The following is a 26,157-nucleotide window of genomic DNA, read 5'->3' on the forward strand; positions in this document are numbered from 1 at the left end:
CTAAACGCCACCCATGGCAATCATCTGATCCATTGTCGGGCCAGCTGCGCCACCTCTTTTTTCTAAAGTCACCGCAAAGGCATCAGCACCTGCAATTTCCTTCATTTTTAAGAGGATATGACTGCTATCCGTTTTCACATCAAATACACCAAGGTCTACAGGTTTCCCTTTGACGAGTGCCCAGAGTTGATATTGGTGTGCATCATCATTTTTAGGAAGCGCCATTTTGGAATTGTCCAGCATGACATGGCGACCCGAAGTATGCCAATAAACCGTCATTTTTGCCTCAGGGTCCATTTTTGTTCCTGCCAAACGTATTATTTTCCAATCCGGATCGGCAGGCATATCTGCAATGGTTTGCAGTTCTTTATTGGTTTCTGTCATGTAATTCACCGTAGCGGCAAATCTTTGTTTATCCTGATTTAAAGCGATAATCTGGTTTTTTGCCGTATCTAATTCTGTATGTGCAGAATAAAGAGCAACGCCGGTTACCAGCAGCAAGGTAGCACAAGCCGCCAATGCATACTTTAAGGTTCTGATTTTTGATTCATATCGATCAGGAGCTAAAGATACAGCGGCTGGTTCCTGAGGGGCTGTTAAAGGAGCAAGAGACGGTCCTGTAACCTTTGGTGTGATTTTACCCAGAATAATACTTTCCAGCTCCGCAGATGGTGCAATTGCGTTTTCCATAGCATATTGTTCCATAGCAAGCTCAATCGCAGTAATTTCCTTTTTTACCTCCGGATATTTTGCTGCCATTGCTTCGACTTCACGTTGTTCTGCTGCGTTAAGTTCGCCGAGAACGTAAAGTTCAAGTATGCCTGATTCGATATATGCTTTTCCCTCTTTCACTTTAATTAAAATGCTTTCTTAATTCCATAATAGCCATACGGATGCGGGTTTTAACCGTACCTAATGGTAAATCCAATTCTTCTGCTGCTTCGACGTGTGTATAGCCTTTAAAATAAACCATATCCAGTACATTGGTGAACTCTGGTTTAAGGGCGGTCACCATGTCTTTTAAACCAATCACGTCGGCATTGAAAGTTGTTTCTTTCTGTGCGTCAATGAAATCTACGTTTTTTTCGATGTCATGGTTTTTGCTGGCATTCTTAAAATCTTTTGAACGGAGCTTATCGATAGCTAAATTCCGGGCAATATTCATCATCCAGGTAAACAGACGACCCTTTGACGCGTCGTAAGTATCTGCTGAATTCCAGATTTTTAAAAAAGTTTCTTGTAAAATATCTTCGGCGACCTCAGTATGAACAACAATTCGGGAGATGACACCAAACAAAGAGGCTGAATACATGTCGTACAATGCTTTCATAGCATTGGTGTCCTGAGCTTTTAGGGCCAGAACGAGCTGTTCTTCAGATCGGGAGATTTTCTTTGTCGTTGTCAAGGTTTACTAATATACAGATATACAGTAAACCTTAACAAGAAAAGTTAAATATTGTTTGATTCGTAAAGATTATAGATCAAAAAGGTGTTTTTCAGCATGATATGAAGAACGTACCAGTGGTCCGCTTTCTACATATTTGAATCCTTTAGCCATACCTACTTCTTTATATTTAGCAAACTGATCCGGATGAATCCAGTCCAGCACCGGATGGTGGTTGCGGGTCGGCTGTAGGTATTGACCTAAAGTCAGGATGTGCACGCCATTGGCTACTAAATCGTCCATTGCTTCATAAACATCTTCTTCCGTTTCCCCTAAACCAAGCATAATACCGGTTTTGGTTCTCAATCCGAATTCTGAAATGCGTTTAAGACATTCTAAACTTCTGTCGTATTTTGCCTGGATGCGCACTTGTTTGGTTAAACGTCTTACCGTTTCAATATTATGAGACATCACCTGTGGTCTTTCCTCCAGTACGCGGTATAAATTGTCCCAGATCCCTCTGAAATCAGGGATTAAAGTTTCTAAAGTAGTCTCCGGACTTTCTCTTCTGATTGCCTGTAACGTTTCCGCCCAGATGATAGAACCACCATCTTTCAGGTCATCTCTATCTACAGAAGTAATCACACAATGTTTTACCATCATTAGTTTCACCGAGTTCGCCACACGATTCGGCTCATCCGTATCTACGGCTAAGGGTCTGCCGGTTGCTACTGCACAGAAAGAGCAGGAACGCGTACAGATATTTCCAAGAATCATAAAGGTTGCAGTACCGGCACCCCAGCATTCGCCCATATTCGGGCAATTGCCACTTTCGCAAATCGTATGCAGTTTATGTGTGTCTACCAGACTACGTACTTGTGCATATTCTTTACCAACCGGAAGCTTAACTCTAAGCCAATCAGGTTTACGTTGTACTGTGTTTGCGGAAACAACCGGAAGTTCGATCATGGGACAAAGTTAAGCAATAGGTTTGAATAGTTATAAAAATGGAGGGTTTAACAACGCTAATCTGACAGTTTAAAAAAAATATGTTAATCTTGCAGCCTAAAAAACAGGCGATGACAACTTCAAAAATAACTTATAACGGAGGTTTACGGACAACTTCTGTTCATTTACGTTCCGGGAATGAAATCATAACTGATGCACCGGTAGACAATCAGGGCAAAGGGGAGGCGTTTTCACCGACAGATTTGCTGGCTACTTCTTTAGGAAACTGTATGCTGACGATTGTGGGTATTGCTTCCGCATCGCATGGTTTTAACATTGATGGGACCACCTGTGAGATCAGAAAGATCATGGCCGAAAATCCAAGGAGGGTTTCGGAAATTGTGGTCAATTTCCAATTCCCTGCTAATGGTTATGCTGATAAGGATAAAACGATCATTGAGCGTTCGGCACGTACTTGTCCGGTAGCCATGAGTTTACACCCTGATATTAAACAAACGATATCTTTTAATTATTAATCATTTCGGCAACCTCCTCCGCGGAGATGTCGCTATGTGACGCATCAAGAATGCAATCTCCGTTTTTGATCAATAAGATCTGCGGAGATTCATGATGCACCTGAAAGGTGTCTGCGATGTTTGCAGAGATCTCTCTGAAGCTCACTAAATCCAGGAAGTATAGTTTGGTCGTTTCAGGAATCGCTTCCCAATCCAATTCAAAGCGTCTCTTTGCCATACTACTCACTGAACAACGGGTACTGTGTTTGAAAATTAAACTGTAACCCTCATTATTTTTTATTTCACTGATCTGTGTCAGATCAGTTATCTGTTTCCACTGCATTGAGATTCTTTTAATAGTATTGTATTTAGCCTTTATCGTCTCTGCGGATAAGAGCTGTAAGCCGGACAAAGTTTGTTTGAACAGGACTGTAACAGCATAACCGAACAACCCACACAAAGCAATAAAATGACTAATTTTTTCATTTTCAACTGATTTAAAAAGTTTCTTCCACTAAAATACCAATTTTAATATGAAGAAACAAAGCTTTGCTAAGCAGTAACTGCCAGTTCAGCCATTTTCAGTGCCGTAATTGCAGCCTCATCGCCTTTATTACCATGTTTGCCACCAGCACGGTCAATCGCCTGTTGTAAATCATTGGTAGTCAGTACGCCAAAAATTACCGGCTTACTATATTTTACGCTCACCTGAGTCACACCATGTGCTACAGCATCGCAAATGAAGTCGAAATGTTTTGTGTCGCCCTGAATCACACAGCCTAAGCAAATCACTGCATCCAGATCCGCATGTTTCTTTAACAGGATATCTGCAGCTGAAGTCAGCTCAAAGCTACCTGGAACTGCAATAGAAAGAATGTTCTCTTCCGCAACGCCATGGTCTAGTAAAGTTTTTAAAGCGCCGTTATACAGGCTGCCAGTGATCTCTGCATTCCACTCCGCAACAGCGATTGCGATTTTAAACGCAGCCCCGTCAGGAACGGTAGTATGTGAAAAGTCAGATAGGTTTTTAAGTTGTGATGCCATAGTGCAAATATAAGGAAAGGGTACAAAAAAAGGCTAGCCGTAATAGCTAACCTTTGTCATAATATTTTTTTTAATCCTACTTTACCTGTACGGAAGTGCGGGCGATGTATTCATCGATCATTGTTGCTTCCTGGCTTTCCGGATATTGAGTTTTAATTTTCGTGTAAGCATCTTCTGCAGATTTGAAATCTTTCAGATGCTCATAAACCAATCCTAGTTTTTTAAGGAACATCGGAGAAGTAAATTTGTTGCTTGCTTTATCAGCAGCTTTCTTGTAATAAGTAGCCGCTTGTTTGAAGTCTTTCAACTCACTGTAAGCATCACCTAATAAACCTAAAGCCAATGGATCTGCTACAGGACTTCCTGTTTCAGCATATTTACCCAATGCTTCTGTTGCTTTTTTGTACTCACCTTTACGCAAATAGATACCACCTAAATAAAGGTTCGCTAAGTTTGCCGATTTGGTATTGTCGTACTCTTCCGCAATTTTTTCTAAACCCGGGTAACCACCATCGCCATTAATTGCTTTATTGGCAAGAGAATCTACACCTAGAAACTGTTCTGCTTTATACATTTTAGCTGATGCTTCCTGTGCTCTGTCTTTTAAATATACATTTTGATACCAAAAGTAGATTCCAATTAATAGCACTACAGCGCCTGCAATGAACAAAAGGCTTTTTGAATTTTCTTCTAAAAAGGAACCCTTTCTTACCGGGTGACTCGTTTCTTTTTCTGTTGTAGACATTTTATTTAAAAAAATTAAGGATTGCAAAAATACATTTTTATGGGAAAGTATCAACCCCTTTCGACGGATTTCTTAAACTTTGTTGCCTAAATGGTTAAACCGAACTACCTGATGGTTAATAATCTACTGCATAGTGGCTAAAACCCGCTCTGGCTGCGCAATATAAGCGAAAATTAAAAGGATAAATAAATGATACGGGCATTTTACTATATAACAAAGCTAAAAGGTAACTTTGCTCCATACAACTATGTGGTTAAAAAACATTACACTCCTCAACTTTAAAAATTATGCTGACGCAAGCCTTAGTTTTTCTAAAACTGTAAATGCGTTTGTAGGGAATAATGGTGCAGGAAAGACCAATTTATTAGATGCAATTCATTATCTATGCCTGTGTAAGGGATATTTCAATCCAATCGACAGTCAGCAGATTAAAACTTCCGAAGATCTATTCCTGATCCAGGGGGATTTTGAACGCGAACAGAAGAATGAAAAGATTACCTGTGGCGTAAAAAGAAATCAAAAGAAACAATTCAAGCGCAACAAAAAAGAATACGATAAACTGGCCAGTCACATTGGTTTATTTCCGCTCGTGATGATCTCTCCTTATGATACCACGATCATTATGGAAGGTAGCGAGGAGCGGAGAAGATTCATGGACAATGTGATTTCCCAAACGGATGCACATTACCTGGATGAACTGATCCTGTACAACAAGCATATGCTAAACCGGAATGCGCTGTTGAAACAGATTGCGGTGACCAGAAGTTATGATCCTACCTTACTGGAAATTTACAATGAACAGCTGGTACATTCGGGCGATAAAATTTTTGCGAAACGCGAGCAGTTTATGACCGATTTTATTCCGCTGTTTAATAAGTATTATCAGTACCTGACGGATGATAAAGAGGAGGTCAGTCTCACTTATTTAAGTCAGCTGAAAGAGACTCCTTTTCTGAAACTACTGAGCCAGTCTATAGAAAAAGATAAAATTCTGGAGCGCACCACGACCGGAATTCACAAAGACGACCTGATCTTTACCATCACGGCCATGCCTTTAAAGAAGTTTGGCTCACAGGGGCAGCAAAAATCTTTTTTAATTGCGTTGAAGTTGGCTCAATATGCTTATCTTCAGAAGTTTAAAGGGTTTAAGCCTTTGCTTTTACTCGATGATATTTTTGATAAACTGGACGACAGCAGGATGCACAAACTGATGGAAATGGTATCACATCAGGATTTCGGACAGATATTTATTACAGACACCGGTAAAGAACGGGTGCTGGCAGTATTCAATAAGATCGATGTGGCAGTGACCATGTTCGAAGTAAACAATGGAGCAGTAGAAAATGCGTAAACCTAATGACATCACGTTAAAAGAAGGGATTGGCAAATTGCTCAATGTCTATAAGCTGAAAGGCAAGTTCGATGAGACCACCATCATTGCACTATGGCCGGAGCTGATGGGCGTAGCCATTGGAAACCGAACCACGCAGATTTATATTTTTCAAAAGAAACTTTTTGTGAGAATAGAATCTTCAGTGATTAAAAATGAACTGATGATGGTCAGAACCGGAATCATTGATAAATTAAATGAACGTGCCGGTTCTGAAGTAATCACCGAAATCGTATTTCTGTAAGGCTTAATCTTTACTGCCAAATATCCGGCTAATCAGCCAGATGACCAATGCAAGTACCACTACAATAGCGATGATGCCGGTCCATACGCCAGCTTTGAAAATACCGGTAATCAGCTCGCAGCTCATGAGCGTGCTGGAAAGTAGCGCAACAAGCGCCAGTGGGAAATATCTTTTTGCGATCATAAGCTTGTGTTTACTCCTACAACAAAGCTATTTCCCAATGGTTTTTGTATTGTTTTATTTACCGTTAACTTTCAAAAGTTCTACTTCGAAAATTAAAGTGCTGTAAGGTGGGATATCCGCTCCTGCACCACGTTCACCATAAGCCAGGTTATAAGGGATGAAGAACCTGTATTTTGAACCCGTAGACATCAGTTGAATACCTTCTGTCCATCCTTGAATCACCCTGTTTAAAGGCAATGAAAGTGGCTCATTTCTGTCGTAAGAGCTGTCAAACTGTTTTCCGTTTAACAAAGTTCCTTTGTAATGTGCTAAAACCGTATCCGTAGCGGTTGGCTTAATGCCGGTTCCTTCCTGAAGCACGATGTACTGTAATCCACTAGGGGTAACATGTACGCCCGGTTGGTTTTTATTCTTTTCTAAAAATGCTTGTCCTTCGTTGATCATAGGTAAAAATTTCTTTTTGCTCAGGCCGTTAAATAGGTTGCTGATGGGTGTTTGTGATTGTTCTTTGCTGATTAGTAATGTTTTTCCTTCCAGTGCATCCTTCATTCCTCTGATCATCAGATCGTAGTTTAAGGTACTCAGTCCGTCTTTTTTCATGCTGCCGGCCATATTAGCGCCTAATGCATAACTGGCGGAATCCAGGTTGTTCTTGAAAACCGGCTTTACCGGGGCTTTAGCTTGTGTTTTTGTCACCGTAGCTTTTTTAACGGTACCCGCCTTCTTTCCTGTCTGTGCCAAAGCTACTAAACTGCAACATGGAAGTAATAAGGTGATCAAAATTTTTTTCATCAATTCTATAATTTTTGTAAATGCTGCTGCATCCTCATGCAGGTGCTGTTGGTTTATTTGCCGGGGAAAGGTACAAAGTATCCTTAAATTTTCCATCTGGTTTTTTATCCGGTTAAGCCCCCTCAAAAGAGATTAACAGATCCCGAAATGTTGTGTTCAGGAACTGGTCGGGTTGTAGTCGGGAAGACGTTTGGGTTGGATAAGGTATTGGTATGGGTATAGAAACGGTTGCCGTAGGTTTACCTAAGTCAAGTGTAACTGAACCCTTTCCCTTAGGTTTACCAAAGGTACGGCAGGTAAGGGCTCTTTCCGACCAGTATCAAAGCAGTTTCAACTCGATTTTGTCAGTTTTTATCCGGTAAAAATGACCTTGATCCCGGGGTTGTGGTAAGGACCCTTTTAAAAACCGGGCAAAAAAATAAGCACCCTGTTGAGGATGCTTATTTTTAAAGGTCATTCCGGGGATCGCGATAAATGCTGGCCCTAAAAATGACCGGAATGTGTTTTCCGGTTAGGGAAGACTAGAAACGTTCAGCAGCTGTAAAGAAGAAATCTCCTTCGATTTGTGCATTTTCGTCTGAGTCAGAACCGTGAACAGCATTAGCATCAATAGATACTGCATATTTGTTACGGATAGTACCTTCAGCTGCATCAGCCGGGTTAGTAGCACCGATTAAAGTTCTGAAATCTTCAATTGCATTGTCTTTTTCTAAGATCATTGCAACGATAGGACCTGAAGACATGAAAGACACTAAATCCTTGTAGAAAGGACGTGCAGCATGAACAGCATAGAACTGACCAGCAGTTTCTTCAGTCAGTTTAGTATATTTTAAAGCAACGATTTTAAAGCCTGCTGCAGTAATGTCATTGATGATTGCGCCGATATGTCCGTTTGCAACAGCATCAGGCTTAATCATGGTAAATGTTCTGTTTGTAGTCATCTTATTTCAATTTTTTTGCAAAATTACGTTTTATACTGTTAATATTATAGCATCAAATATAATAGGCTCCAATTAATCATTTAATCACTAGCTTTGCAGTGAAAATTATGCTATCTGTTCCCGAATTAAAATCATTGCTGGCAACGCCGCAAAAAATTGTAATCACTACCCACCATAAGCCTGATGGCGATGCGATGGGCTCATCTTTAGGCTTATACGCTTATCTGATCCAGAAAGGACATCACGTAACCGTGATTACCCCTACGGATTATCCCTACTTTTTACACTGGCTTCCAAACAATGGCGAGGTGATCATTTACACCGAACAACAGGAGAAATCTGCGCAGTTAGTAGCAGATGCTGCCATGATCTTTTGCCTGGATTTTAACAACCTGAGCAGGATCAATGAGTTGGGAGAACTGGTAAGGGCATCAAATGCGCTTAAACTGATGATCGACCACCATTTGGACCCGGAGGATTTTGATGATTACCGTCATTGGAGTATCAATGCCTGTGCAGCAGCACAACTGGTTTATGATTTTATTGTAAATGAACTGGAAGACGGCGAATTCATGAATAAAGACATTGCAACCTGTTTATATACAGGAATCATGACTGATTCTGGTTCTTTCCGCTTTCCTTCCGCCAATTCTACGGTTTACCGCATCGGAGCAGAATTAATTGATCTGGGTGCAGAACATTGGAAAATCCACCAGTTGGTGTATGACAATGCGACGGAAAACCGCCTGCGTTTCCTTGGGCATTGCCTGAGTAACAAGCTGGAAATTCTTCCTGATTTTCATACGGCCATCATTACGGTGACCAAAGAAGAACTGAAGTCTTTTAATATTCAGACGGGTGATACAGAAGGTATTGTGAACTACGCACTTTCCGTAAACGGGATAAAATTAGCTGCATTTATTATTGAAAGAACTGATAAAGTTAAATTATCTTTGCGCTCAACCGGAGATTTTCCTGCAAATGAAATTTGTAAGAAGTATTTCAACGGTGGCGGGCATAGAAATGCAGCAGGTGGCTATTCAGATGAGAATCTGGCAGATACCGTAACGACGTTTAAAGCGTTATTAGCAGACTATAAAGCACAATTGATACAGTAAAGGCTATTGCTGATCGAGGTATAAAAATAAATAGAAAACAAAAACTTAATAAACCACATGAAGAAAGGTATCGTAATTCTTTTCGCAGCAACACTTGGATTAGCTGCTTGTAACCAATACAAAAAAGGTCCGGGTGGCCTGATGTACACTATTCACAAAGATGGTGGAAAAGATAAAATTAAAGAAGGTGATATTGTAAAATTGAACTTTATTCAAAAAACTGAAAAAGACTCAGTAACCGCAAATACATGGGATATGGAAGCACCACAAGTGTTCCCTGTTCAGAAAAAAGTATTCGCAGGTGATATGAATGACGTATTGACGATGTTTGGAGAAGGCGATAGTGCAACCTTCAAATTAGACTTAGATACAGTTGCTAAATATTCTGGTCAACCTAAACCAGCTGGTCAAAAAGATAAATACATGATCTTTACGATTAAAGTAGAGAAAGTATTGCAAAAAGGTAAAGATGAGGCTGACTCAACTTTCCAGAAAAAAGCAAGAGAGTTTTTTGAAAATGATTACAAAGCAAGCATCGAAAAAATGAAAACTTCGGAAGCTGGTAAAATCAAAAAATATGTTGCTGATAACAACCTTAAAACTACCACTTCGGCTTCAGGATTACAATATGTAATCGTTAAACCAGGTAGCAATGAGAAACCAGTTTTAGGTGATACCATGATGGTAAACTATACTGGTAAATTAACGACTAAAAAATCTGACGGTAAAGATAATATCTTCGATACCAGTGATGCTAAAATCGCTAAGGAATCAGGTAAACATAATCCTATGGCTACTTATGGTCCACGTGCGATCACTTTAGGCAGAGCAATTCCAGGATTTGACGAAGGTTTACAATTGATCGGTAAAGGCGGAAAAATCACCATGATCATTCCTTCAGCTTTAGCTTATGGCGAAGGTGGAATGCAACAAGGCGGTATCAGCCCTTTCTCTCCTTTAGTATTTGATGTAGAATTAGTAGACATCAAAAAACCAAAATCTCAGCCTGCTGCAACTTTAACTCCTGCAACACCTGCACCGAAAGTAAAATAATACTGAAAAAGCATAAAATAGAAAACCCCGTCCGCATATAGCGGACGGGGTTTTTTTATTAACTTTGTCTATGCTTTTGACGGATACCCATACCCACCTTTATTACGAGACAGACCCTGAGAAATTAGATATACTGATACAAAGATCCCTCGATAATAACGTAGAACGATTGTTCCTGCCTAATGTAGATGTTGCCTCTATTGCCAAAATTGATGCGATGGTGCAGAAATATCCTGACCATTGTTTTGCCATGGCCGGCTTACATCCATGCGATGTGAAAGAGGATTATGAACTGGTGCTGGACGAAATCTGCGAAAGTATTGTAGGTAGAGAGATCTACGCTATCGGAGAGATCGGTATCGACCTTCATTGGGATAAAACTACTTTAGACATCCAGAAAATCGCGTTCTCTGAACAAATCAAATGGGCTAAAGACCTGAATCTGCCTATCGTGATCCATTGCAGGGAAGCTTTCGATGAGATCTTCGAAATTCTTGAAAAGGAAAGAGACGAGAAGCTAAGAGGGATTTTACATTGCTTTACCGGTAATGTGGAACAGGCAAAACAAGCCATCGACCTTGGTTTTTACCTGGGTATCGGCGGGGTAGTCACCTATAAAAAAGCCGGACTGGATGAGGTGTTGAAAGAAATTCCATTAGCAAATCTGGTGCTGGAAACGGATTCTCCTTATCTTGCTCCCGTTCCTTTCCGCGGCAAACCAAACGAAAGCAGTTACCTGATTCATATTGCAGAGAAATTAGCAGAAATCTACCATACGGATGTCGAAGAAATCGCTGCGGTAACCACTGCCAATTCTAAAAAAATCTTCAACATCTAAGCAATGACTAAAATACTGATCATCTACACCGGTGGAACCATAGGGATGGTAAACGATCCCAAAACCGGTGTCCTCATTCCGTTTAACTTTGAGCAAATTCAACAAAATGTTCCGGAACTGGCCAGGTTAAATTATGACCTTTCCGTACATTCCTTTGATCCCATCATCGATTCCTCCAATATGGACCCCTTGATCTGGGAAGAATTAGCCAACTTAATACGGGATAAATATGAGGAGTTTGATGGTTTTGTGATTCTTCATGGCTCCGATACGATGTCTTTTACAGCCTCCGCATTGAGCTTTATGTTAGAAAACCTGTCTAAACCAGTGATCTTAACAGGATCGCAGCTGCCGATAGGAGAGATCAGGACAGATGCGAAGGAAAATCTGATTACCGCATTGGAAATTGCCGCCACCAAAAAACAAGGCAAGGCAATGGTACCTGAAGTCTGTGTTTATTTCGATTATCAGCTGTTTCGCGGCAACCGCTCCATAAAATACAATTCAGAAAAGTTTGAAGCCTTCCGCTCGCCAAATTATCCGATTCTGGCAGAGGCAGGAGTACACCTTTCTTTCTATAAAAACTACATCGCTAAACAGCCTACAGAACCTTTAAAGGTGCATACCAAGTTCAATTCCAATATTGGTGTGCTTAAATTATACCCGGGAATTTCTCCCCAGGCCGTACATGCCATCACCAAATCAGGTGTGGATGCTATCGTGCTGGAAACCTTCGGCTCCGGAAATACCAACACTGCCGAATGGTTCATCTCCAGTTTACAGGAAGCCATCCATAGCGGCAAGCTAATCATCGACATTACCCAGTGTAAAAGAGGATCAGTAGAATTGGGGAAATATGAAACCAGTAAGAAATTGCAGCAAATGGGCGTTATATGTGGTTATGACACGACTTTTGAAGCCACCATCACCAAACTGATGTATTTAATGGGACAGGATTATAGTCAGGCAGAAATCGGCGCTTTGATGGAGCAATCCCTTCGCGGAGAGCTGACTGCGTAAATAGGTTATCCTGCCAATGTAATTAAAAACCAAAATCTTGGTCTATTCAATTATAACCTTAATTTTGCAGCTCAATAGCAAATTGGAATGAAGATAGAGCAGATATATACAGGTTGTTTAGCAGAGGCAGCCTATTACATAGAAAGTAATGGTGAAGCGGCAATTATTGATCCCCTACGCGAGATAGATCCCTATCTTAAACGTGCGGAGAAAGACAATGCAACCATAAAATATATTTTTGAAACTCATTTCCATGCGGATTTTGTATCAGGTCACGTAGACCTGGCAGAGAAATCAGGCGCGGAAATCGTTTACGGGCCAACGGCTCAGACGACTTTCAAATCGCTGATTGCTGAAGATGGTCAGCAATTCAAAATTGGCGCATTAACCATCACTACCTTGCATACGCCCGGTCATACACCGGAATCTACCACTTATCTCTTAACAGATGAGCAGGGGAAAGCACATTGCATTTTTTCCGGTGATACTTTATTCATTGGTGATGTAGGTCGCCCGGATCTGGCGCAAAAAGGAGACCTGACCATGGAAGATATGGCAGCCACACTTTACGATTCTCTCCATCATAAAATTTTAACACTTCCTGATGACGTGTTGGTTTACCCTGCACATGGTGCCGGTTCTGCCTGCGGAAAGAACATGAGCAAGGAGACTTTCGATACTTTAGGGCATCAGAAAGAAGTAAACTATGCGCTTAAGGCGAAGTCAAAAGAACAATTTGTAAAAGAAGTAACGGAGGGTATTTTACCTCCACCTCAATATTTTGCTAAAAATGCCGCCATGAACAAACATGGTTATGAAAGTTTTGAAGAAGTTTGTGAGAAAGGATTGACACCTTTATCTCCTGACGAATTTGAAGCGATGGCAAACAGCACCGGCGCTTTGATCCTGGATACCAGAGATCCTCAGGTCTTCGCTAAAGGCTTTATTCCTTCTTCCGTGAACATCGGGTTAAATGGTCAGTTTGCCCCTTGGGTCGGCGCTTTAATCACCGATCTGAAACAACCTTTGCTATTGGTATGTGAACAGGGAAAAGAAGAAGAAGCCATTACCCGTCTTTCCAGAGTGGGTTACGACAATACCATCGGTTTCTTAATGGATGGCATCAGCCTCTGGGCAGCCGCCGGAAAAGAACTGGATACCATTACTTCCATTTCTGCTGCGGAATTTGAAACAGTATTGAATAACAATGAAAATGTGCTTGCCCTGGATGTCAGAAAACCGGGAGAGTATGAAGCCGAACACCTGGAACAAACCTTAACACGTCCTTTGGATTATATCAACGAATGGACCAATGAGATCGACCACAAAGAAACTTATTATATTCATTGTGCCGGTGGTTACCGCTCTATGGTGGCCGCATCCATTCTTAAAGCCCGTGGGGTAGAAAATGTGATTGACATTGCCGGTGGTTATGGAGCCATCAAAAATACTGGATTGAAGCGTACTGATTTTGCCTGTCCTTCCAAAGGGATGAAAGCTTAATCATTAACCTAAAAGGATAAAATGAACAATTACGATGTACTGATTATTGGTGCCGGCCCGATTGGGATGGCCTGTGCGATTGAAGCTAAAAAAGCCGGACTGACTTATGTCATCGTAGAAAAAGGGGCATTGGTGAATAGCCTGTTCAATTATCCGGTGTTCATGACTTTCTTTTCTACTTCCCAGCGATTAGAAATAGGGGATGTTCCTTTTGTGAGCATTAATCCTAAACCCAACCGTAATGAAGCCGTAGAATATTACAGGAGAGTCAAAGAAAAGTTTTCTTTAAATATCCGTCTTTTTGAAGAGGTACAGAAGGTAGAGAAAGGAGCAGATGGTATTTTTCAGGTCGGCACTTCTAAAACAAATTATCAAGCGAGAAAAGTGATCGTCGCTACGGGATTCTATGACATTCCACTAATGATGGATATCCCGGGAGAAGCGCTGCCAAAAGTAACCCATTACTATAAAGATCCGCATTTGTATGCTTTTCAAAATGTGGTGGTGATCGGAGCAAATAATTCGGGCATCGATGCGGCATTGGAAACTTACCGTAAAGGGGCAAATGTAACGCTGGTAATCCGTAGTGGAGAAATTGGTTCTTATGTGAAATACTGGGTACGCCCGGATATTGAAAACAGGATCAAAGAAGGAGCAATCACCGCTCATTTCCATTCTGAAGTGACAGCGATTAGCGAAGGAAAAGTGAAAATAAAAACCCCTGAAGGGGAGCACACCATAGACAATGATTTTGTGATTGCCATGACCGGTTACCATCCTGATTTTACCATGCTGAAAAACTTAGGCGTTGAAATGGGGGATGGCACACAGCCTTTCTATAATGAAGAAACCATGGAAAGCAATCTGCCAGGCTTATACCTGGCAGGAGTAGTATGTGGTGGGATGGACACCCATAAATGGTATATCGAAAACAGCAGGGTGCATGCCGAACAAATCTTTGCACACATTGCCCTAACAGGTTAAGGCAGGTACAGCTTTTTAGGATTCCGCTGCCCAACCCTTTAAGGTTGTACAGCGGCTTTTTCCTGTACCGGAATCTTTAAGACCTGTTTTACAAAATCATCGATCGCCCCTAATACAGAGGGGATATCTTTAGAGGTGATGTAAGAACCTAAAACATGGTCTCCACCATTAGGAATCGCCTTTTTAACTTTCATAGCAGCCGGAGTTCCTAACTCGTCAAACATTTTCAATTCAGCAGAGACTCTTACGGTCTGATCCTGCTCCTTTTCATTTTTATAATAGTATAACAGCAAGGTTGGCTGCGTTACTTTTTCAAAAGTCTGTTTGGTCATCGTGGTTTCTACCAGTTCCTGTAGCTCCACTGCAGATTCCAGACGGTATTTCGTGTACCAGAATTTATCATATTTTGGACCATCACCGGAAACGACTCTTTCTTTACCACCAAAGGTTAAACGCGCAATCTGTAAGCCCCAGGGGTTGTTCAGCAAAAAGGCGAATTTATCCTTGATCTTTATATTCGGCGAGATCAGCATCAGGCTATATACATCTTTAGGATAGGTAGCAGCCAGTTTTAAAGCTAAAGTACCACCGGTAGAGGTACCTACCAGAATCACTTTCTTCCCTAATCTTTTTCCGATTTCTAAAGCTTGTTTGGCGCTTTCCCAGGCTCTGTCCGGCGTATAATACTCCATTGCAGAAACCGTGTCTATACCATGATCAGCAAGTCTGGCCAGGTATAAATTCGCATGAATCTCTTTCGCCAGATGCGTATGAATAGGGTTTCCTTCTTCTTTAGAAGCGGTATAACCATGAAGATATACGACTGAATATTCCGATTGCTGCTTTAAAGCAGAGTCTGCCCATACAATTTCGGCCTCGTTACCGGGCTTAATCTTGTGTTTCGCCTCAATAGATTTCACATAATTTTCAAGCTGAGGTAGTTGCGGAACAACGGGAAGCTGAGCACTATATTGTGGCTGTGTAGGTCTGGGACCCATAAAATATACCACGAGAGCGACTAAAATAACGGCGATAAGTACTTTGAATGTATTTTTCACTTTAAACTTTTTACTAAAAGTACGCTTTTAAAGATATTTAATTTATGTTTGCACACATATTTTTTCACCTGAATGCCGGGAATAAATCAGATAAAACTACCCATAGCCGCCGATATTGCTGCCTTTGAAGAGAAGTTCAAGGCCTCAATGCACAGTGACGCACCATTACTCGATAGGATTACCCATTATATTGTTAAAAGAAAGGGTAAACAAATCCGTCCGATGTTCGTCTTCTTTGCTGCAAAACTTTGCGGTGGAATCATTGAATCTACACATAGAGGTGCCGCTTTAGTGGAACTGCTACATACTGCAACCCTGGTTCATGATGATGTGGTAGACAATGCTTACGAACGCAGAGGTTTCTTTTCTATCAATGCGTTATGGAAAAACAAGATTGCGGTTTTAGTAGGGGATTACCTGCTGGCCAAAGGATTGTTGCTTTCTGTCAATAACGGCGAATTCCGCTTGTTGCAAATCGTTTCTGAAGCGGTAAAGCAAATGAGTGAAGGAGAGTTGCTGCAAATTGAAAAGGTACGTAAGATGGATATCTCTGAAGAACTATACTTCGATGTGATCCGTCAGAAAACTGCTTCTTTAATTGCTTCCTGCTGCGCCTGCGGTGCTGCTTCGGCAGGTGCCGATGAAGAAACCGTTGAGAAAATGAGGTTATTCGGCGAAAAGGTAGGCATCGCCTTCCAGATTAAAGATGATACTTTTGACTTTGGTACTGATGACGTTGGGAAACCATTAGGCATCGATATTAAAGAGAAAAAAGTGACCCTTCCTTTGATCTATGCCCTGAACCGTTCCGAGAAAGCAGAGAAAAAGAAAATGATCAGTCTGGTGAAAAATCATCAGGATGATCCCGCTAAAATCCAGCAAATCATCGATTTTGTGAATGCCAAAGAAGGGGTTCGCTATGCGCATGAAAAGATGGTGCAGTATCAGCAGGAAGCTTTCGATATTCTCTATACTTTCGAACCTGGTGAAGCCAGAACAGGCCTGGAACAATTGGTACGCTATACAACAGAACGTAAGAAATAATTACCATCATAGATTTGTTGCACAATAAAATGGCCCACAGGTAGAACTGTAGGGGCAAAATCCTTATTTTCAATAAAAATTCCCTTTTATGAAAGCTTTTTTTAGTTTATTGATTTGTGGTATCTCCCTTTCTGCGGTAGCACAGACCACCGTACAAACGCAGATACAGTCGCAAAGACCGGTTCAGGATGATTTTGCTCCTGTTTTTAAGAAAATCAATGCGGAAGTGCAAGCCAATTCCAAAGCCTATGATAACCTGAAATTTGCAACCGAAAATATTGGTCACCGGTTAACAGGTTCTGAAAATGGAGCGAAGGCAGAAGCTTATGCCTATCAATTGCTGAAGTCTTACGGTTATGACGTAAAGTATCTGCCTTTTGAGGTGGAAAGCTGGAGCCGGCTGACTAATGAGACTAAAATCGGGGATTCGGAAAGTCAATTGAAAAAGGTAAACTCGGTTACCCTGGCGCATTCGCCGGTAAAAGCAAGTGTAATGGCTGAGCTGGTAGATTTAGGGAACGGTTTAGAAGCAGATTACATAAAGGACGGAGGAAAGGTGAAAGGGAAAATCGCATTGGTCTATCTGGGCATCCTTCCGGGTTCTCCGGACAAAACACCTTATTTACACCGTTCAGAAAAGGCAGCAATTGCGATTCAGCATGGTGCCAGTGGGATAATCCTTATCAATGGGGTAAAAGGCGGCGTACTGCTCACCGGAACTGCCTCGGTAACGGGAAAACTGATTAGCATCCCGGCACTTTGTATCGGTCTGGAGGATGGAATGGCCTTGAAGGAGCGCCTTAAAGATAAAAAACAATACGCAAGTTTAAATATGACCAATTTCTCGGGACCGATTAAAGCGAGAAATGTGATTGCAACGCTTAAGGGCACAACCTTACCGGAAGAGAAAATTGTTGTGGGTGGCCACCTGGATAGCTGGGATCTGGCAACGGGTGCCATCGACAATGGGATCGGTTCTTTTGCCATCATCGATATGGCGCGTACGTTCAAAAAGCTAAACTTAAAAACAGCGCGTACCCTGGAATTTGTCTTGTTTATGGGCGAAGAACAGGGTCTACTGGGTTCAAAAGCTTATGTTGCTGTAGAACAAATGAGAAGTACACTGGATAGAGTCCGCTTTATGCTGAACTATGATATGGCCAATAATCCTAAGGGTTTTTCTAGCAGCAGGAAGGAAATGAAAGATTTATTTACCGCCTGGGGTGGTCAGATCAATCAGCTGGATACCGGTTTCAAAAATATATTTTCTTCAGGAGCTGGCTTGCACAGTGATCACCAGCCTTTCTTATTGGAAGGGATTCCAACAGGTGGGGGCGCAGGGGAGGAATTACCAAATAATTCTGGTCCTTTTTACCATTCTGACGGGGATGTATTTGCACTAGTTGATGATCAGGAATTGAGAAATACAGTAAGGTTTAGCGCCATGCTGGCCTATGCTTTAGCGAATACTCCAATTATTCCGGTCAGTAAGCAATCGGACGAGGTATTGAAAAAGTTCCTGCAAGACAATGATCTGGAATTACCTTTGAAGCTTGCCGGCGAATGGAGGTGGTAAAATTCAAAGCGCTGAATTCCTTGAATTGGGAGTCCAGCGCTTTGATGTGATTAGCTTGATTTTGAAAACAGGTTGTTTTCCTGTTTTTATGGTGTAGAGATCGGTTCTGCTGGTTTATTCCAGTTGATTTTTACAGAGAAATACATCAGACAGGCCACAGTAATGAACAGGCCAATGCTGCCGAACAGTAATGCAAGGTCTTGCAGCTGGATAATCACATAAATGAAACTATAAAATATACTCAGGATAATGGCGAAAACCATTGCCGCTTTTTTATTCCGTAGAAAGGCACCGATAAAGGTACTCACCAGGATCACTGTAGCGACAGAGGCTATAAAATAGGCAATGGCAAATCCAACCTGCTCGGTAAAGGACAGCAGCAGGGTATAGTAAATGATCATGGCTGCGCCAATCAGCACATATTGAAGCAGGTTTACTTTTACTTTATTCAGTAACTCGATAAAGAAAAGAGAGATAAAGCTCAGTAAAATGATGAGGATGGCATATTTTGCTGAGCGCATCGTTTTCTGATACTGATCTACCGGTAGCAGAAATTTAACTCCAAATGTAGCTTTGACTTTATTTTGTGGCGTCAGTACTTGCTGTCCGCTTATCCATTGCTGTGGAAAGGGTCTGTTGAAATTAGACATCTTCCAGGTACTTCCGAATTTTTTTTCGGTAATGGTTCTGTTTTCCGGAAGAAAGGCACCCGTGAAACTTGGATTGTTCCAGTCGCCGTTTACTTTGATGGTGCTGTTCTTACCGAGATGAAGGAAATTCAAGGCCTCACTGCCCCTTAGTTCTAACTCATAATTGAATTGGATGGCGGAATTTTTTAGCACTGCAAGATCGACTTGTACGCCCAGGTTATTGGCGAATAGGTTTTCTGCTGCAAAATCCGGCTCTGCAGTATACGGTTGTCCTTCAATTTTAATGATAGGGGTATTTTTTAAGCCTTTAAAATCACTGATTCCGGCCACTATTTTTGCTTTGTCCCAAAGGATAAGCGCTGGATTAATACCCGATTTTTTCAATTCCAAGGCACTGAATTTACCGTTTAAACGAATTTTTGCATGATACACTACGGCATCAAATATTCCACGGTGTAGAATTTCGGGTTTCACTTCACTTTGTATGTCCAGGGTTTCAGGAAGCAGGTATATGGTAGAAAGACTTTCTTTCATCATTTGTTTGCCGTTAACATCTGTGGCCTTGATCCATGTTTTGTAAGGAAGTTGCAGAATCGGACTCTCTATCAGCTGCGGACCTGACCATTTCTCGGAGATTTCCTTGATGGCATCATCTTGCCGGCCCTGGCGTTCCTCTATCAGGAATTGTATCCAGGTGGAGGGGATGAGCAGGAGCAGTGTCAGCACCGCGATTAGAAATAATTTAGCGCCCACGGATTCCTGAAGTTGTTGGAACAGTGGTTTTTCTTTTGGGGATTGAATTGTTTCCATGGTTTTGTATTTAAAAGTACTTTGTGTTCCAAAGTAGATAGGTAAAAAAAATTAAGCTTTCTGTAGTTTGATTAAATTTTCGAGGGATTCCAGGTGTTTCAGGAATGCGGTTCTTCCTTGTTCCGAAGCGGCGTAACTGGTGTTTGGTTTCCTCCCGAGGAAAGATTTATAGACGTTTATATAGGCTTCTTTTTCCAGGGCTTTAAGGTGGGAGGCCAGGTTGCCATCAGTCACCTCCAGCAATTCTTTCAGGGAATTGAAGTCGTAACTATCATTGGCCACCAGAATGCTCATGATCTGTAAGCGAACCCGGTTTTCAAAGGCTTTATCGAAATTTGCTAATGTGGTTTTCACTTGTCGTATTTAAAATGCATGATCGTACCGTAAATGATGTGGAGTAATCCGAAACCAATTGTCCAGAAAAACAGGCCATATCCAGGTAGTAAGGCGGCAAATATACCTAGAATCAGCTCCATTAAGCCTAACCATTTCACATCTTCAAATGTATAGTTGCTGGCGCCAACAAGCGCAAGGCCGTAAAATATCAGACAGGCAGGGGCGATTACGCCATAGTATCCCCTAAAAAAGAGAATCAGAATCAGGCAGCCGCCGGTAAGCAAAGGGACCAACATGCTGAACAGTAGTTTTTTGCTGATTGGGTTCCATACTTTCTGGTTATTTTTGCTGGCTTTTCTGAGGGTGAGTGAAATTCCGGTACCAATGGAAAGTACCAATACCGCTAAGGCAATGAAAAATAAGTTCAGGAACACCCCTTCTTCATTTACAAAATGTTCGCGGAAATCCATGTTCGTGCTTTGACCGTACACCATTGAGTAGGCAATACCTGCACCGATCAAGGCATAAACTCCCGCCATAATTCCAGATAACCCGCTTAAGGAGATGAATTTTGCAGAACGTTCCATCAGATTTCTGATGGAATGGAGTTCGGAATAGATTTCTTGCTTTTCCATAAAAGTACTTTGTACTACAAAGTAAAGTATTAATTATGGAATCTGCAATAGGGCTTAAGAATTTTTTACAAGGATGCTTTCCAGTACGTTAGCTACATCATCGCATTTATCGGCCGCCATTTCCAGAATTTGCAGGATTTCTTTTTGTTTGATCAGCTCAATGGGGTTCATATTCGATTGGAATAAAAAAGCCAGGGCCTGGTTACATACGGCATCTGCCTGGCCTTCGCCTTTATAAATCCGCAGACAAACATCGCTGATCAGGGAGGTGTTTTTGAAGGTCCGGAGTTCTTTGAGGGCAATCTCCAGGTCGCGGCACATTTCAATCAGCAGCTGAGCCATGCGGATCATCGGCTTATTGAGTTCTGTGACCTGATAGAGGTCTACATTAATGGCTGCGGTATGCATATAATCGGCAATGGCATACAATGCGCTGATGAGGGAGTGGATGTCTTCCCTGCTGAATGGGGTAATGAGGCTCTTGCTGAGGCTCAGAAATACTTTGGTGCGGATCTGTTCGCCGGTATGTTCCATCCGTTCGATTTCCTTGATGTGTGTTTTGCGTTCTTCCAGATCTGTGGTGCTTAAAGTAAGCAGCAGGGTTTCTGATAAACGCACCAGATTTCCCCCGCATTGTTCAAATAAGGGCTGGAATTTTTTATCCTTAGGGCTAAAGACTTTGAAGAAGTTGTTCATAGAGCAGATGATATAACTCAAAAATATCGATCGCAATATTAACAGGTGATGAAGTTTTTAATATCTTAAAAGCAGCGTTCCTGCGTTGCTAAACAATAGATACTTCGATGCCTAAACTTTCCAGTTGTTGTAAAGTTTGCGGAGAAATACCGCTATCGGTAATGACATGATCTATTTCTTCTATTCCGCAGATCTTTCCGAATCCTCTTTTTCCGAACTTGGTAGAATCCGCCAGGACAATCACCTTTTGTGAGGCGTCCATCATTTGTTTGTTGAGCTGGGCTTCAAAAGCATTGGTCGTGGTGAGGCCAAACTCCAGGTCGATCCCATCTACGCCCAGAAATAATTTACTGCAAAAAACATTGCTCAGGATATTGTCGGAATAAGGACCGGTTACGGAAGCCGAGCTTTTTCTCAGCAGACCACCCAACTGGATTACGTCGATGTTATCATGACGGATAAGCTCTAAAGCTACATTTAGTGCGGAAGTGATCACGGTAAGCTTGCCCTCCGGCTTAATGGCTCTGGCCAATGCCAGCACGGTGGTGCCGGAAGCAATAATAATTGAATCATTGTCTTTGACCAATACTGCTGCTGTAGCAGCTATCCTCAGTTTTTCCGAAGATTGTAGCGGCTCTTTTTCATTAACAGGCCGGTCTACAGTATAAGGGTTGTTTAAGGTGGCTCCGCCATGGGTTCTGAAAAGTAGCTTTTTGTCTTCGAGTAGTTTCAGGTCCTTACGAATGGTCACCGAGGAAACATCAAGTTCCTTACATAAAATCTGAACATCTACAGATCCCTCTGCCTGGATTCTATGGAGAATGTATTGGTGTCTTTCTGCTATGTTGATCATTGTTAGCCTTTTTGTGGTGTTTTTTCTGGGTTTGGAATTAAAGATGCAACAAAATTAGCCGAAAAAATAAATTATTCAGCTATGTTTTTAGCACGTGCTAAATCGGCATTTCACTTTGTTGTGTTTTAATGTTAACTGAAAGTTAACGAAGCTCTGGTTTAGTAAAGGGCTATGATGATAGGGTATTTTTCCTTTGAAATTACTGATAGTTAGTGCATATCCGGAATCGGTTATGCACTGTTTTTGATTGGTGTTTCGTTTTGTTTCAGCGCTTAAACCGCCTTTAATGATGCTTTTCTAGTGGTTTTTGTGGGTTAAGTTAACACATCAATAATGTATGGTTAACAGTAATAGGGAGATATTTGCGGCGAAACGCAAAATGGAAATGAAACGAAATGTGACGGCTCCAGCATGTTAAACACACACACAATTGATAACGATAATGAAGAAAACTTTTACCAATCATCTGCGGTTTACGAAATTTTTCAAGTACAGAGCACTTGTTTTGGCAATGGCGATCCTACCTGCCAGCGAAATGTTTGCTGCTGCACCAGTAGTTAAATCGCGTAGCATTTTACAGGAGCAGGTTACGATTAAGGGTATTGTGAAAGACCAGAAAGATGGTCAGCCTATGCCGGGAGTAACCATTACAGATCAGGATAGAAAAGTAATCGCTGCCACAAATGGTGACGGGGCTTTCAGTGTAAGCATTCCGAAAGGAACCATACTGTCCTTTAATATGATTGGCTATAATGTAGCTAAAAAAACATTTTCTGAAAACCAGCGCAATGTAATGATCTCCTTGACAGAGTCGAGCAGCGAGCTGAATGAAGTAGTGGTAACGGCATTGGGTATCAAACGTGAAGCAAAGTCTTTAGGATTCGGGGCGACGGTAGTGAGTGGTAAAGAGATTTCTGATGCTCCTTCTAATAACTGGTCTGATGCCTTAAAAGGTAAAGTACCGGGGATGACCTTGACACAAACAGGTTCAGGACCGATCAACAGTGCGAGAATTAATCTTCGTGGCGATCGTTCCCTGAGTGGTAATAATGAAGCATTGATTGTGGTGGATGGGGTACCGATCTTAACCCGCTCTGCGAGTTCCGGTGTAAATGATGCCTATGGCGCAGGTTCTTCCGGTGCCGATAAAGACATTCCGATTGATTTTGGAAATGGGATCTCGGATATTAACCCGGATGATATTGCCTCGGTGACGGTATTGAAAGGAGCTGCTGCAGCTGCACTTTATGGCAGTAGGGCACAAAATGGGGCATTGATCATCACCACTAAATCTGGCGCTAAAAGAGAAAATGGTCTGGGAATTACTTTCAATTCCAATACCAGTATTAACGATGTGTTGCGCTGGCCGGATTATCAATATGAGTATGGCCAGGGTAATGACAATAGAAATGCTGCCGGAGAATTGTACTATTCTTATGGCGCTTCTGCCGATGGAGTGAGTACCAGTGCCACTTCCAGTGCATTCGGTCCAAAGTTTAATGGTCAGAGCTATTTCCAGTATGATCCGGATTTAGAGGGTCAGGGATTAACACGTACGCCATGGGTTCCTTATAAAGACAATATCAAAGGATACTGGCGCACAGGGTATACGCTACAGAATGGCGTTGCCCTGGATGGTGGTACTGATAATTTTACTGCCAGAGCTTCCATCACGCATACTAAAAATGAATGGATCATGCCGAATACAGGCTTTGAAAGATTGGTGGCTTCCCTGAATACCAGTATGCAGATTTCTAAGAAAATGAAACTGAATGGAAAAATCAGTTATACCAATAAGACAAGTGATAACCTACCTGGAACAGGATATAACGGACAGTCGATCGCTTACTTTATGATCTTCCAAAACCCGAATGTGGATCTGGATTGGTATAAACCGATGTGGAAGAAAGGTCTGGACCAGTTGAAGCAGATTCATCCTTTCAGTTCTTACATTGAAAATCCGTTTTTGATTGCCAATGAAATGACAAACAGTCTGAACAGTAACAACCTGGAAGGAAACCTGCAGGGGATTTACACTTTCAATGACCAATGGGAATTAATGGTACGTTCGGGATTAAATATGCGTGTGGATGCCCGTGAGCAACGCCGTACTTTCGATACCTCAAATTTTCCATTGGGATATTACAAGCAACAGGATGTGAATTTTCAGGAATACAATACCGAAGCGTTATTGAGTTATACCAAAAACCTGGCGCCTAAATTGGGTTTACGTGCCTCTTTCGGTGGAAATTTAATGAAAAGAACATTAAAGGAAAACAACTCCGTTGCACGTGGCTTGCTGTCACCAGGAGTCTACAAGTTGTCTAATGCTTTAACCAATGCCTTAGCTGAAAATGAATTGATCAGAAGAGAAACACAAAGTGCTTTTGGTTTGATTAACCTGGATTGGGATAAGAAAATTTACCTGGACATTACCGGTCGTAATGACTGGTCTTCAACTTTGCCTAAAGGGAACAATTCTTATTTCTACCCTTCGGTAAGTACCAGTTACATTTTATCGGATATGTTCAAAATGCCTAAAGCAATTTCCTTTGCGAAATTAAGACTTTCATGGGCGCAGATTGGCTCGGATACGGAGCCTTACCGTACTCAGAAATATTATGGCTCCTCGCTGTTTCCAGGTTCTGCCGAAGCACCGGGAACCTTATTTAATGACAACCTGAAACCAGAAATGTCTACTTCATGGGAAACAGGTGCCAATGTTGCTTTATTGAAAAACCGCATTACTGCTGATGTGAATTTATATGTTTCTACTACCAGCAACCAGGTTTTACTTGTGCCATTAGACATCACTACCGGTTATTCCAAAGGATTTGTGAATGGTGGTAAAGTGCGTAATAAGGGGGTAGAGCTGATGTTGAGTGCTAAGCCAGTGGTGTCAGAAGATTTTACCTGGACTTCTACGGTAACCTGGTCGAAAAACCAAAACAGGATTCTGGAATTGAGTAAAGATGTGTTAAGCGCACAACAGATTATTGCACAAAGTGGTTCCGGAGCAGCCTCTATCATCGCCACTGTTGGTGGTACTACCGGTGATTTATGGGGTTACGGCCTGGTACGTAATGACAATGGTGATGTGATTTTTGATAAGAAGACTGGTTTTGCTGTCCGTCCTACAGACATGAAGAAAATCGGTAATGCTTATGCAGACTGGCGCGGTGGTTTCCACAATGAGTTCCGATATAAAGATTTTACGCTAAGCGTATTGGTTGACGGTCAGTTTGGTGGTATCGTTTATTCTCAGACTCACCACAAGATGACGGAACAAGGAAAGCTGACACATACACTTGCCGGTAGAGAAGAAGGTGGTGTGATTGGTGAAGGTGTAGTGCAGAACCAGGATGGTAGCTTTTCTCCGAATACCACCAGAGTGCCAGTGGCGACATGGTATGCCGATTATTATCGTCGTGCGAACGTAGAAACAAACAGCTTTGATGCTTCTTACCTGAAGTTAAGAGAAGCCCGGATTGAATACCGCTTGCCAAAAACATGGATCAGGAAAATGAATATTACGGGTGCTACGATAGCCTTATATGGCAGAGACCTGGCGATGATTTCTAAATTCCCTGCTTTTGATCCTGAAACAGCCGCATTAAATGGTTCTACCATCATGCCGGGTGTGGAAATGGGCCAGCTGCCAAGCACCAGGACTTTTGGATTGAACTTAAGGTTACAGTTGTAATTAAGGTTGCCATCCTGATCATTCCCGAAATACTGTAGAAACAAACAGAGGAAAACTCTGAGGATATCGGAGAATAAGCAGGGAACATTCAGGA

General features: G+C 41.7%; 27 protein-coding genes. 12 read left to right on the forward strand and 15 right to left on the reverse strand.

The features are described 5' to 3' along the window. The 3 genes from OQX61_RS05235 to lipA form a co-directional block, all read right to left on the reverse strand. On the reverse strand, positions 1-852 hold the full coding sequence (locus OQX61_RS05235) for an anti-sigma factor (RefSeq protein ID WP_265840620.1): 852 nt from the start codon (positions 850-852) through the stop codon (positions 1-3). Position 853: 1 nt separating this feature from the next. Further along, positions 854-1,405 (reverse strand): sigma-70 family RNA polymerase sigma factor, encoded by a 552-nt coding sequence (locus OQX61_RS05240; RefSeq protein WP_265840621.1) that lies wholly within the window; start codon positions 1,403-1,405, stop codon positions 854-856. 69 nt (positions 1,406-1,474) lie between these two features. Next, entirely contained in the window at positions 1,475-2,353 is an 879-nt protein-coding gene (lipA, locus tag OQX61_RS05245; RefSeq protein ID WP_265840622.1) for a lipoyl synthase, read from the reverse strand. A gap of 110 nt (positions 2,354-2,463) precedes the next feature. Here lipA and OQX61_RS05250 point away from each other — a divergent pair, with 110 nt between their 5' ends. Then, positions 2,464-2,868, forward strand: a complete 405-nt coding sequence (locus OQX61_RS05250; protein WP_265840623.1) for an OsmC family protein — start codon at positions 2,464-2,466, stop codon at positions 2,866-2,868. On the opposite strand, the gene ytxJ is transcribed toward OQX61_RS05250, so the two are convergent. From ytxJ to OQX61_RS05265, 3 genes are all read right to left on the reverse strand, one after another. Beyond that, a complete protein-coding gene (gene ytxJ / locus OQX61_RS05255; RefSeq protein ID WP_265840624.1) occupies positions 2,858-3,190 on the reverse strand; it encodes a bacillithiol system redox-active protein YtxJ in 333 nt (110 codons plus the stop codon). The two genes, OQX61_RS05250 and ytxJ, sit on opposite strands and share 11 nt — an antisense overlap. 209 nt (positions 3,191-3,399) lie before the next feature. Continuing rightward, positions 3,400-3,891 carry a 6,7-dimethyl-8-ribityllumazine synthase gene (ribH, locus tag OQX61_RS05260; RefSeq protein WP_265840625.1) on the reverse strand — a complete coding sequence of 164 codons (492 nt, stop codon included), beginning with the start codon at positions 3,889-3,891 and terminating at the stop codon, positions 3,400-3,402. A gap of 76 nt (positions 3,892-3,967) precedes the next feature. After that, positions 3,968-4,636 (reverse strand): tetratricopeptide repeat protein, encoded by a 669-nt coding sequence (locus OQX61_RS05265; protein WP_265840626.1) that lies wholly within the window; start codon positions 4,634-4,636, stop codon positions 3,968-3,970. 247 nt (positions 4,637-4,883) lie between these two features. Here OQX61_RS05265 and recF point away from each other — a divergent pair, with 247 nt between their 5' ends. Both recF and OQX61_RS05275 read left to right on the forward strand, forming a co-directional pair. Next, the gene (gene recF / locus OQX61_RS05270; RefSeq protein WP_265840958.1) at positions 4,884-5,987 is read left to right on the forward strand and encodes a DNA replication and repair protein RecF; all 1,104 of its coding nucleotides are present in this window, start codon (positions 4,884-4,886) and stop codon (positions 5,985-5,987) included. Continuing rightward, entirely contained in the window at positions 5,980-6,270 is a 291-nt protein-coding gene (locus tag OQX61_RS05275; protein WP_182957453.1) for a DUF721 domain-containing protein, read from the forward strand. Before recF ends, OQX61_RS05275 begins: the two co-directional genes overlap by 8 nt. 3 nt (positions 6,271-6,273) lie before the next feature. Here the strand turns inward: OQX61_RS05275 and OQX61_RS05280 are convergent, their stop codons facing one another. From OQX61_RS05280 to OQX61_RS05290, 3 genes are all read right to left on the reverse strand, one after another. Continuing rightward, positions 6,274-6,453: a hypothetical protein gene (locus OQX61_RS05280; RefSeq protein WP_265840627.1), complete on the reverse strand. Its 180-nt coding sequence runs from the start codon at positions 6,451-6,453 to the stop codon at positions 6,274-6,276. Positions 6,454-6,507: 54 nt separating this feature from the next. Continuing rightward, positions 6,508-7,245, reverse strand: coding sequence for an FKBP-type peptidyl-prolyl cis-trans isomerase (locus tag OQX61_RS05285; protein ID WP_265840628.1), 738 nt, complete (start codon positions 7,243-7,245; stop codon positions 6,508-6,510). Between the two features lie 521 nt (positions 7,246-7,766). Then, positions 7,767-8,186: a nucleoside-diphosphate kinase gene (locus tag OQX61_RS05290; RefSeq protein WP_265840629.1), complete on the reverse strand. Its 420-nt coding sequence runs from the start codon at positions 8,184-8,186 to the stop codon at positions 7,767-7,769. Between the two features lie 107 nt (positions 8,187-8,293). On the opposite strand from OQX61_RS05290, the gene OQX61_RS05295 reads away from it, so the two are divergent. From OQX61_RS05295 to OQX61_RS05320, 6 genes are all read left to right on the forward strand, one after another. Beyond that, a complete protein-coding gene (locus OQX61_RS05295; RefSeq protein ID WP_265840959.1) occupies positions 8,294-9,304 on the forward strand; it encodes a DHH family phosphoesterase in 1,011 nt (336 codons plus the stop codon). Between the two features lie 57 nt (positions 9,305-9,361). After that, positions 9,362-10,357 carry an FKBP-type peptidyl-prolyl cis-trans isomerase gene (locus OQX61_RS05300; RefSeq protein ID WP_265840630.1) on the forward strand — a complete coding sequence of 332 codons (996 nt, stop codon included), beginning with the start codon at positions 9,362-9,364 and terminating at the stop codon, positions 10,355-10,357. Positions 10,358-10,427: 70 nt separating this feature from the next. Then, positions 10,428-11,195: a TatD family hydrolase gene (locus tag OQX61_RS05305; RefSeq protein ID WP_265840631.1), complete on the forward strand. Its 768-nt coding sequence runs from the start codon at positions 10,428-10,430 to the stop codon at positions 11,193-11,195. 3 nt (positions 11,196-11,198) lie between these two features. Continuing rightward, entirely contained in the window at positions 11,199-12,215 is a 1,017-nt protein-coding gene (locus OQX61_RS05310; RefSeq protein WP_265840632.1) for a type I asparaginase, read from the forward strand. Between the two features lie 87 nt (positions 12,216-12,302). Beyond that, positions 12,303-13,718: an MBL fold metallo-hydrolase gene (locus OQX61_RS05315; protein ID WP_265840633.1), complete on the forward strand. Its 1,416-nt coding sequence runs from the start codon at positions 12,303-12,305 to the stop codon at positions 13,716-13,718. A 21-nt stretch (positions 13,719-13,739) separates the two neighbouring features. After that, complete coding sequence (locus OQX61_RS05320) at positions 13,740-14,702, forward strand: YpdA family putative bacillithiol disulfide reductase (RefSeq protein WP_265840634.1); 963 nt, start codon at positions 13,740-13,742, stop codon at positions 14,700-14,702. 38 nt (positions 14,703-14,740) lie between these two features. Here OQX61_RS05320 and OQX61_RS05325 read toward each other — a convergent pair whose 3' ends face one another. Then, positions 14,741-15,760 carry an alpha/beta hydrolase gene (locus OQX61_RS05325; protein ID WP_265840635.1) on the reverse strand — a complete coding sequence of 340 codons (1,020 nt, stop codon included), beginning with the start codon at positions 15,758-15,760 and terminating at the stop codon, positions 14,741-14,743. A 72-nt stretch (positions 15,761-15,832) separates the two neighbouring features. Between OQX61_RS05325 and OQX61_RS05330 the strand changes: the two genes are divergently transcribed. Further along, a complete protein-coding gene (locus OQX61_RS05330; RefSeq protein WP_265840636.1) occupies positions 15,833-16,804 on the forward strand; it encodes a polyprenyl synthetase family protein in 972 nt (323 codons plus the stop codon). An 88-nt stretch (positions 16,805-16,892) separates the two neighbouring features. Next, positions 16,893-18,380 carry a M28 family peptidase gene (locus OQX61_RS05335; protein ID WP_265840637.1) on the forward strand — a complete coding sequence of 496 codons (1,488 nt, stop codon included), beginning with the start codon at positions 16,893-16,895 and terminating at the stop codon, positions 18,378-18,380. Between the two features lie 86 nt (positions 18,381-18,466). Here the strand turns inward: OQX61_RS05335 and creD are convergent, their stop codons facing one another. From creD to OQX61_RS05360, 5 genes are all read right to left on the reverse strand, one after another. Continuing rightward, positions 18,467-19,840, reverse strand: a complete 1,374-nt coding sequence (gene creD / locus OQX61_RS05340) for a cell envelope integrity protein CreD (RefSeq protein WP_265840638.1) — start codon at positions 19,838-19,840, stop codon at positions 18,467-18,469. Between the two features lie 51 nt (positions 19,841-19,891). Beyond that, complete coding sequence (locus tag OQX61_RS05345) at positions 19,892-20,194, reverse strand: transcriptional regulator (protein ID WP_265840639.1); 303 nt, start codon at positions 20,192-20,194, stop codon at positions 19,892-19,894. Next, positions 20,191-20,811 carry a hypothetical protein gene (locus OQX61_RS05350; RefSeq protein WP_265840640.1) on the reverse strand — a complete coding sequence of 207 codons (621 nt, stop codon included), beginning with the start codon at positions 20,809-20,811 and terminating at the stop codon, positions 20,191-20,193. The genes OQX61_RS05345 and OQX61_RS05350 overlap by 4 nt, the downstream gene beginning before the upstream one ends. Positions 20,812-20,865: 54 nt before the next feature. After that, positions 20,866-21,507: a DUF47 family protein gene (locus OQX61_RS05355; protein ID WP_265840641.1), complete on the reverse strand. Its 642-nt coding sequence runs from the start codon at positions 21,505-21,507 to the stop codon at positions 20,866-20,868. 88 nt (positions 21,508-21,595) lie between these two features. Next, complete coding sequence (locus tag OQX61_RS05360; RefSeq protein WP_265840642.1) at positions 21,596-22,360, reverse strand: DeoR/GlpR family DNA-binding transcription regulator; 765 nt, start codon at positions 22,358-22,360, stop codon at positions 21,596-21,598. Between the two features lie 442 nt (positions 22,361-22,802). On the opposite strand from OQX61_RS05360, the gene OQX61_RS05365 reads away from it, so the two are divergent. Then, positions 22,803-26,063 carry a SusC/RagA family TonB-linked outer membrane protein gene (locus OQX61_RS05365; RefSeq protein WP_265840643.1) on the forward strand — a complete coding sequence of 1,087 codons (3,261 nt, stop codon included), beginning with the start codon at positions 22,803-22,805 and terminating at the stop codon, positions 26,061-26,063. Positions 26,064-26,157 lie beyond the last annotated feature (94 nt).

This window comes from Pedobacter sp. PLR, from assembly GCF_026239675.1.
Classification (GTDB): Bacteria; Bacteroidota; Bacteroidia; order Sphingobacteriales; family Sphingobacteriaceae; genus Pedobacter.

Excerpts from the sequence above, each read along its gene's own strand:
- OQX61_RS05360 (WP_265840642.1), bottom strand. The coding sequence starts at position 22,360 with ATGATCAACATAGCAGAAAGACACCAATACATTCTCCATAGAATCCAG.
- ribH (WP_265840625.1), bottom strand. The coding sequence starts at position 3,891 with ATGGCATCACAACTTAAAAACCTATCTGACTTTTCACATACTACCGTT.
- OQX61_RS05290 (WP_265840629.1), bottom strand. The coding sequence starts at position 8,186 with ATGACTACAAACAGAACATTTACCATGATTAAGCCTGATGCTGTTGCA.
- OQX61_RS05350 (WP_265840640.1), bottom strand. The coding sequence starts at position 20,811 with ATGGAAAAGCAAGAAATCTATTCCGAACTCCATTCCATCAGAAATCTG.
- OQX61_RS05355 (WP_265840641.1), bottom strand. The coding sequence starts at position 21,507 with ATGAACAACTTCTTCAAAGTCTTTAGCCCTAAGGATAAAAAATTCCAG.
- OQX61_RS05250 (WP_265840623.1), top strand. The coding sequence starts at position 2,464 with ATGACAACTTCAAAAATAACTTATAACGGAGGTTTACGGACAACTTCT.
- ytxJ (WP_265840624.1), bottom strand. The coding sequence starts at position 3,190 with ATGCAGTGGAAACAGATAACTGATCTGACACAGATCAGTGAAATAAAA.
- OQX61_RS05295 (WP_265840959.1), top strand. The coding sequence starts at position 8,294 with ATGCTATCTGTTCCCGAATTAAAATCATTGCTGGCAACGCCGCAAAAA.
- OQX61_RS05365 (WP_265840643.1), top strand. The coding sequence starts at position 22,803 with ATGAAGAAAACTTTTACCAATCATCTGCGGTTTACGAAATTTTTCAAG.
- OQX61_RS05275 (WP_182957453.1), top strand. The coding sequence starts at position 5,980 with ATGCGTAAACCTAATGACATCACGTTAAAAGAAGGGATTGGCAAATTG.
- OQX61_RS05310 (WP_265840632.1), top strand. The coding sequence starts at position 11,199 with ATGACTAAAATACTGATCATCTACACCGGTGGAACCATAGGGATGGTA.
- OQX61_RS05300 (WP_265840630.1), top strand. The coding sequence starts at position 9,362 with ATGAAGAAAGGTATCGTAATTCTTTTCGCAGCAACACTTGGATTAGCT.
- lipA (WP_265840622.1), bottom strand. The coding sequence starts at position 2,353 with ATGATCGAACTTCCGGTTGTTTCCGCAAACACAGTACAACGTAAACCT.
- recF (WP_265840958.1), top strand. The coding sequence starts at position 4,884 with ATGTGGTTAAAAAACATTACACTCCTCAACTTTAAAAATTATGCTGAC.
- OQX61_RS05280 (WP_265840627.1), bottom strand. The coding sequence starts at position 6,453 with ATGATCGCAAAAAGATATTTCCCACTGGCGCTTGTTGCGCTACTTTCC.
- OQX61_RS05265 (WP_265840626.1), bottom strand. The coding sequence starts at position 4,636 with ATGTCTACAACAGAAAAAGAAACGAGTCACCCGGTAAGAAAGGGTTCC.
- OQX61_RS05330 (WP_265840636.1), top strand. The coding sequence starts at position 15,833 with ATGCCGGGAATAAATCAGATAAAACTACCCATAGCCGCCGATATTGCT.
- OQX61_RS05335 (WP_265840637.1), top strand. The coding sequence starts at position 16,893 with ATGAAAGCTTTTTTTAGTTTATTGATTTGTGGTATCTCCCTTTCTGCG.
- creD (WP_265840638.1), bottom strand. The coding sequence starts at position 19,840 with ATGGAAACAATTCAATCCCCAAAAGAAAAACCACTGTTCCAACAACTT.
- OQX61_RS05315 (WP_265840633.1), top strand. The coding sequence starts at position 12,303 with ATGAAGATAGAGCAGATATATACAGGTTGTTTAGCAGAGGCAGCCTAT.
- OQX61_RS05305 (WP_265840631.1), top strand. The coding sequence starts at position 10,428 with ATGCTTTTGACGGATACCCATACCCACCTTTATTACGAGACAGACCCT.
- OQX61_RS05285 (WP_265840628.1), bottom strand. The coding sequence starts at position 7,245 with ATGAAAAAAATTTTGATCACCTTATTACTTCCATGTTGCAGTTTAGTA.
- OQX61_RS05320 (WP_265840634.1), top strand. The coding sequence starts at position 13,740 with ATGAACAATTACGATGTACTGATTATTGGTGCCGGCCCGATTGGGATG.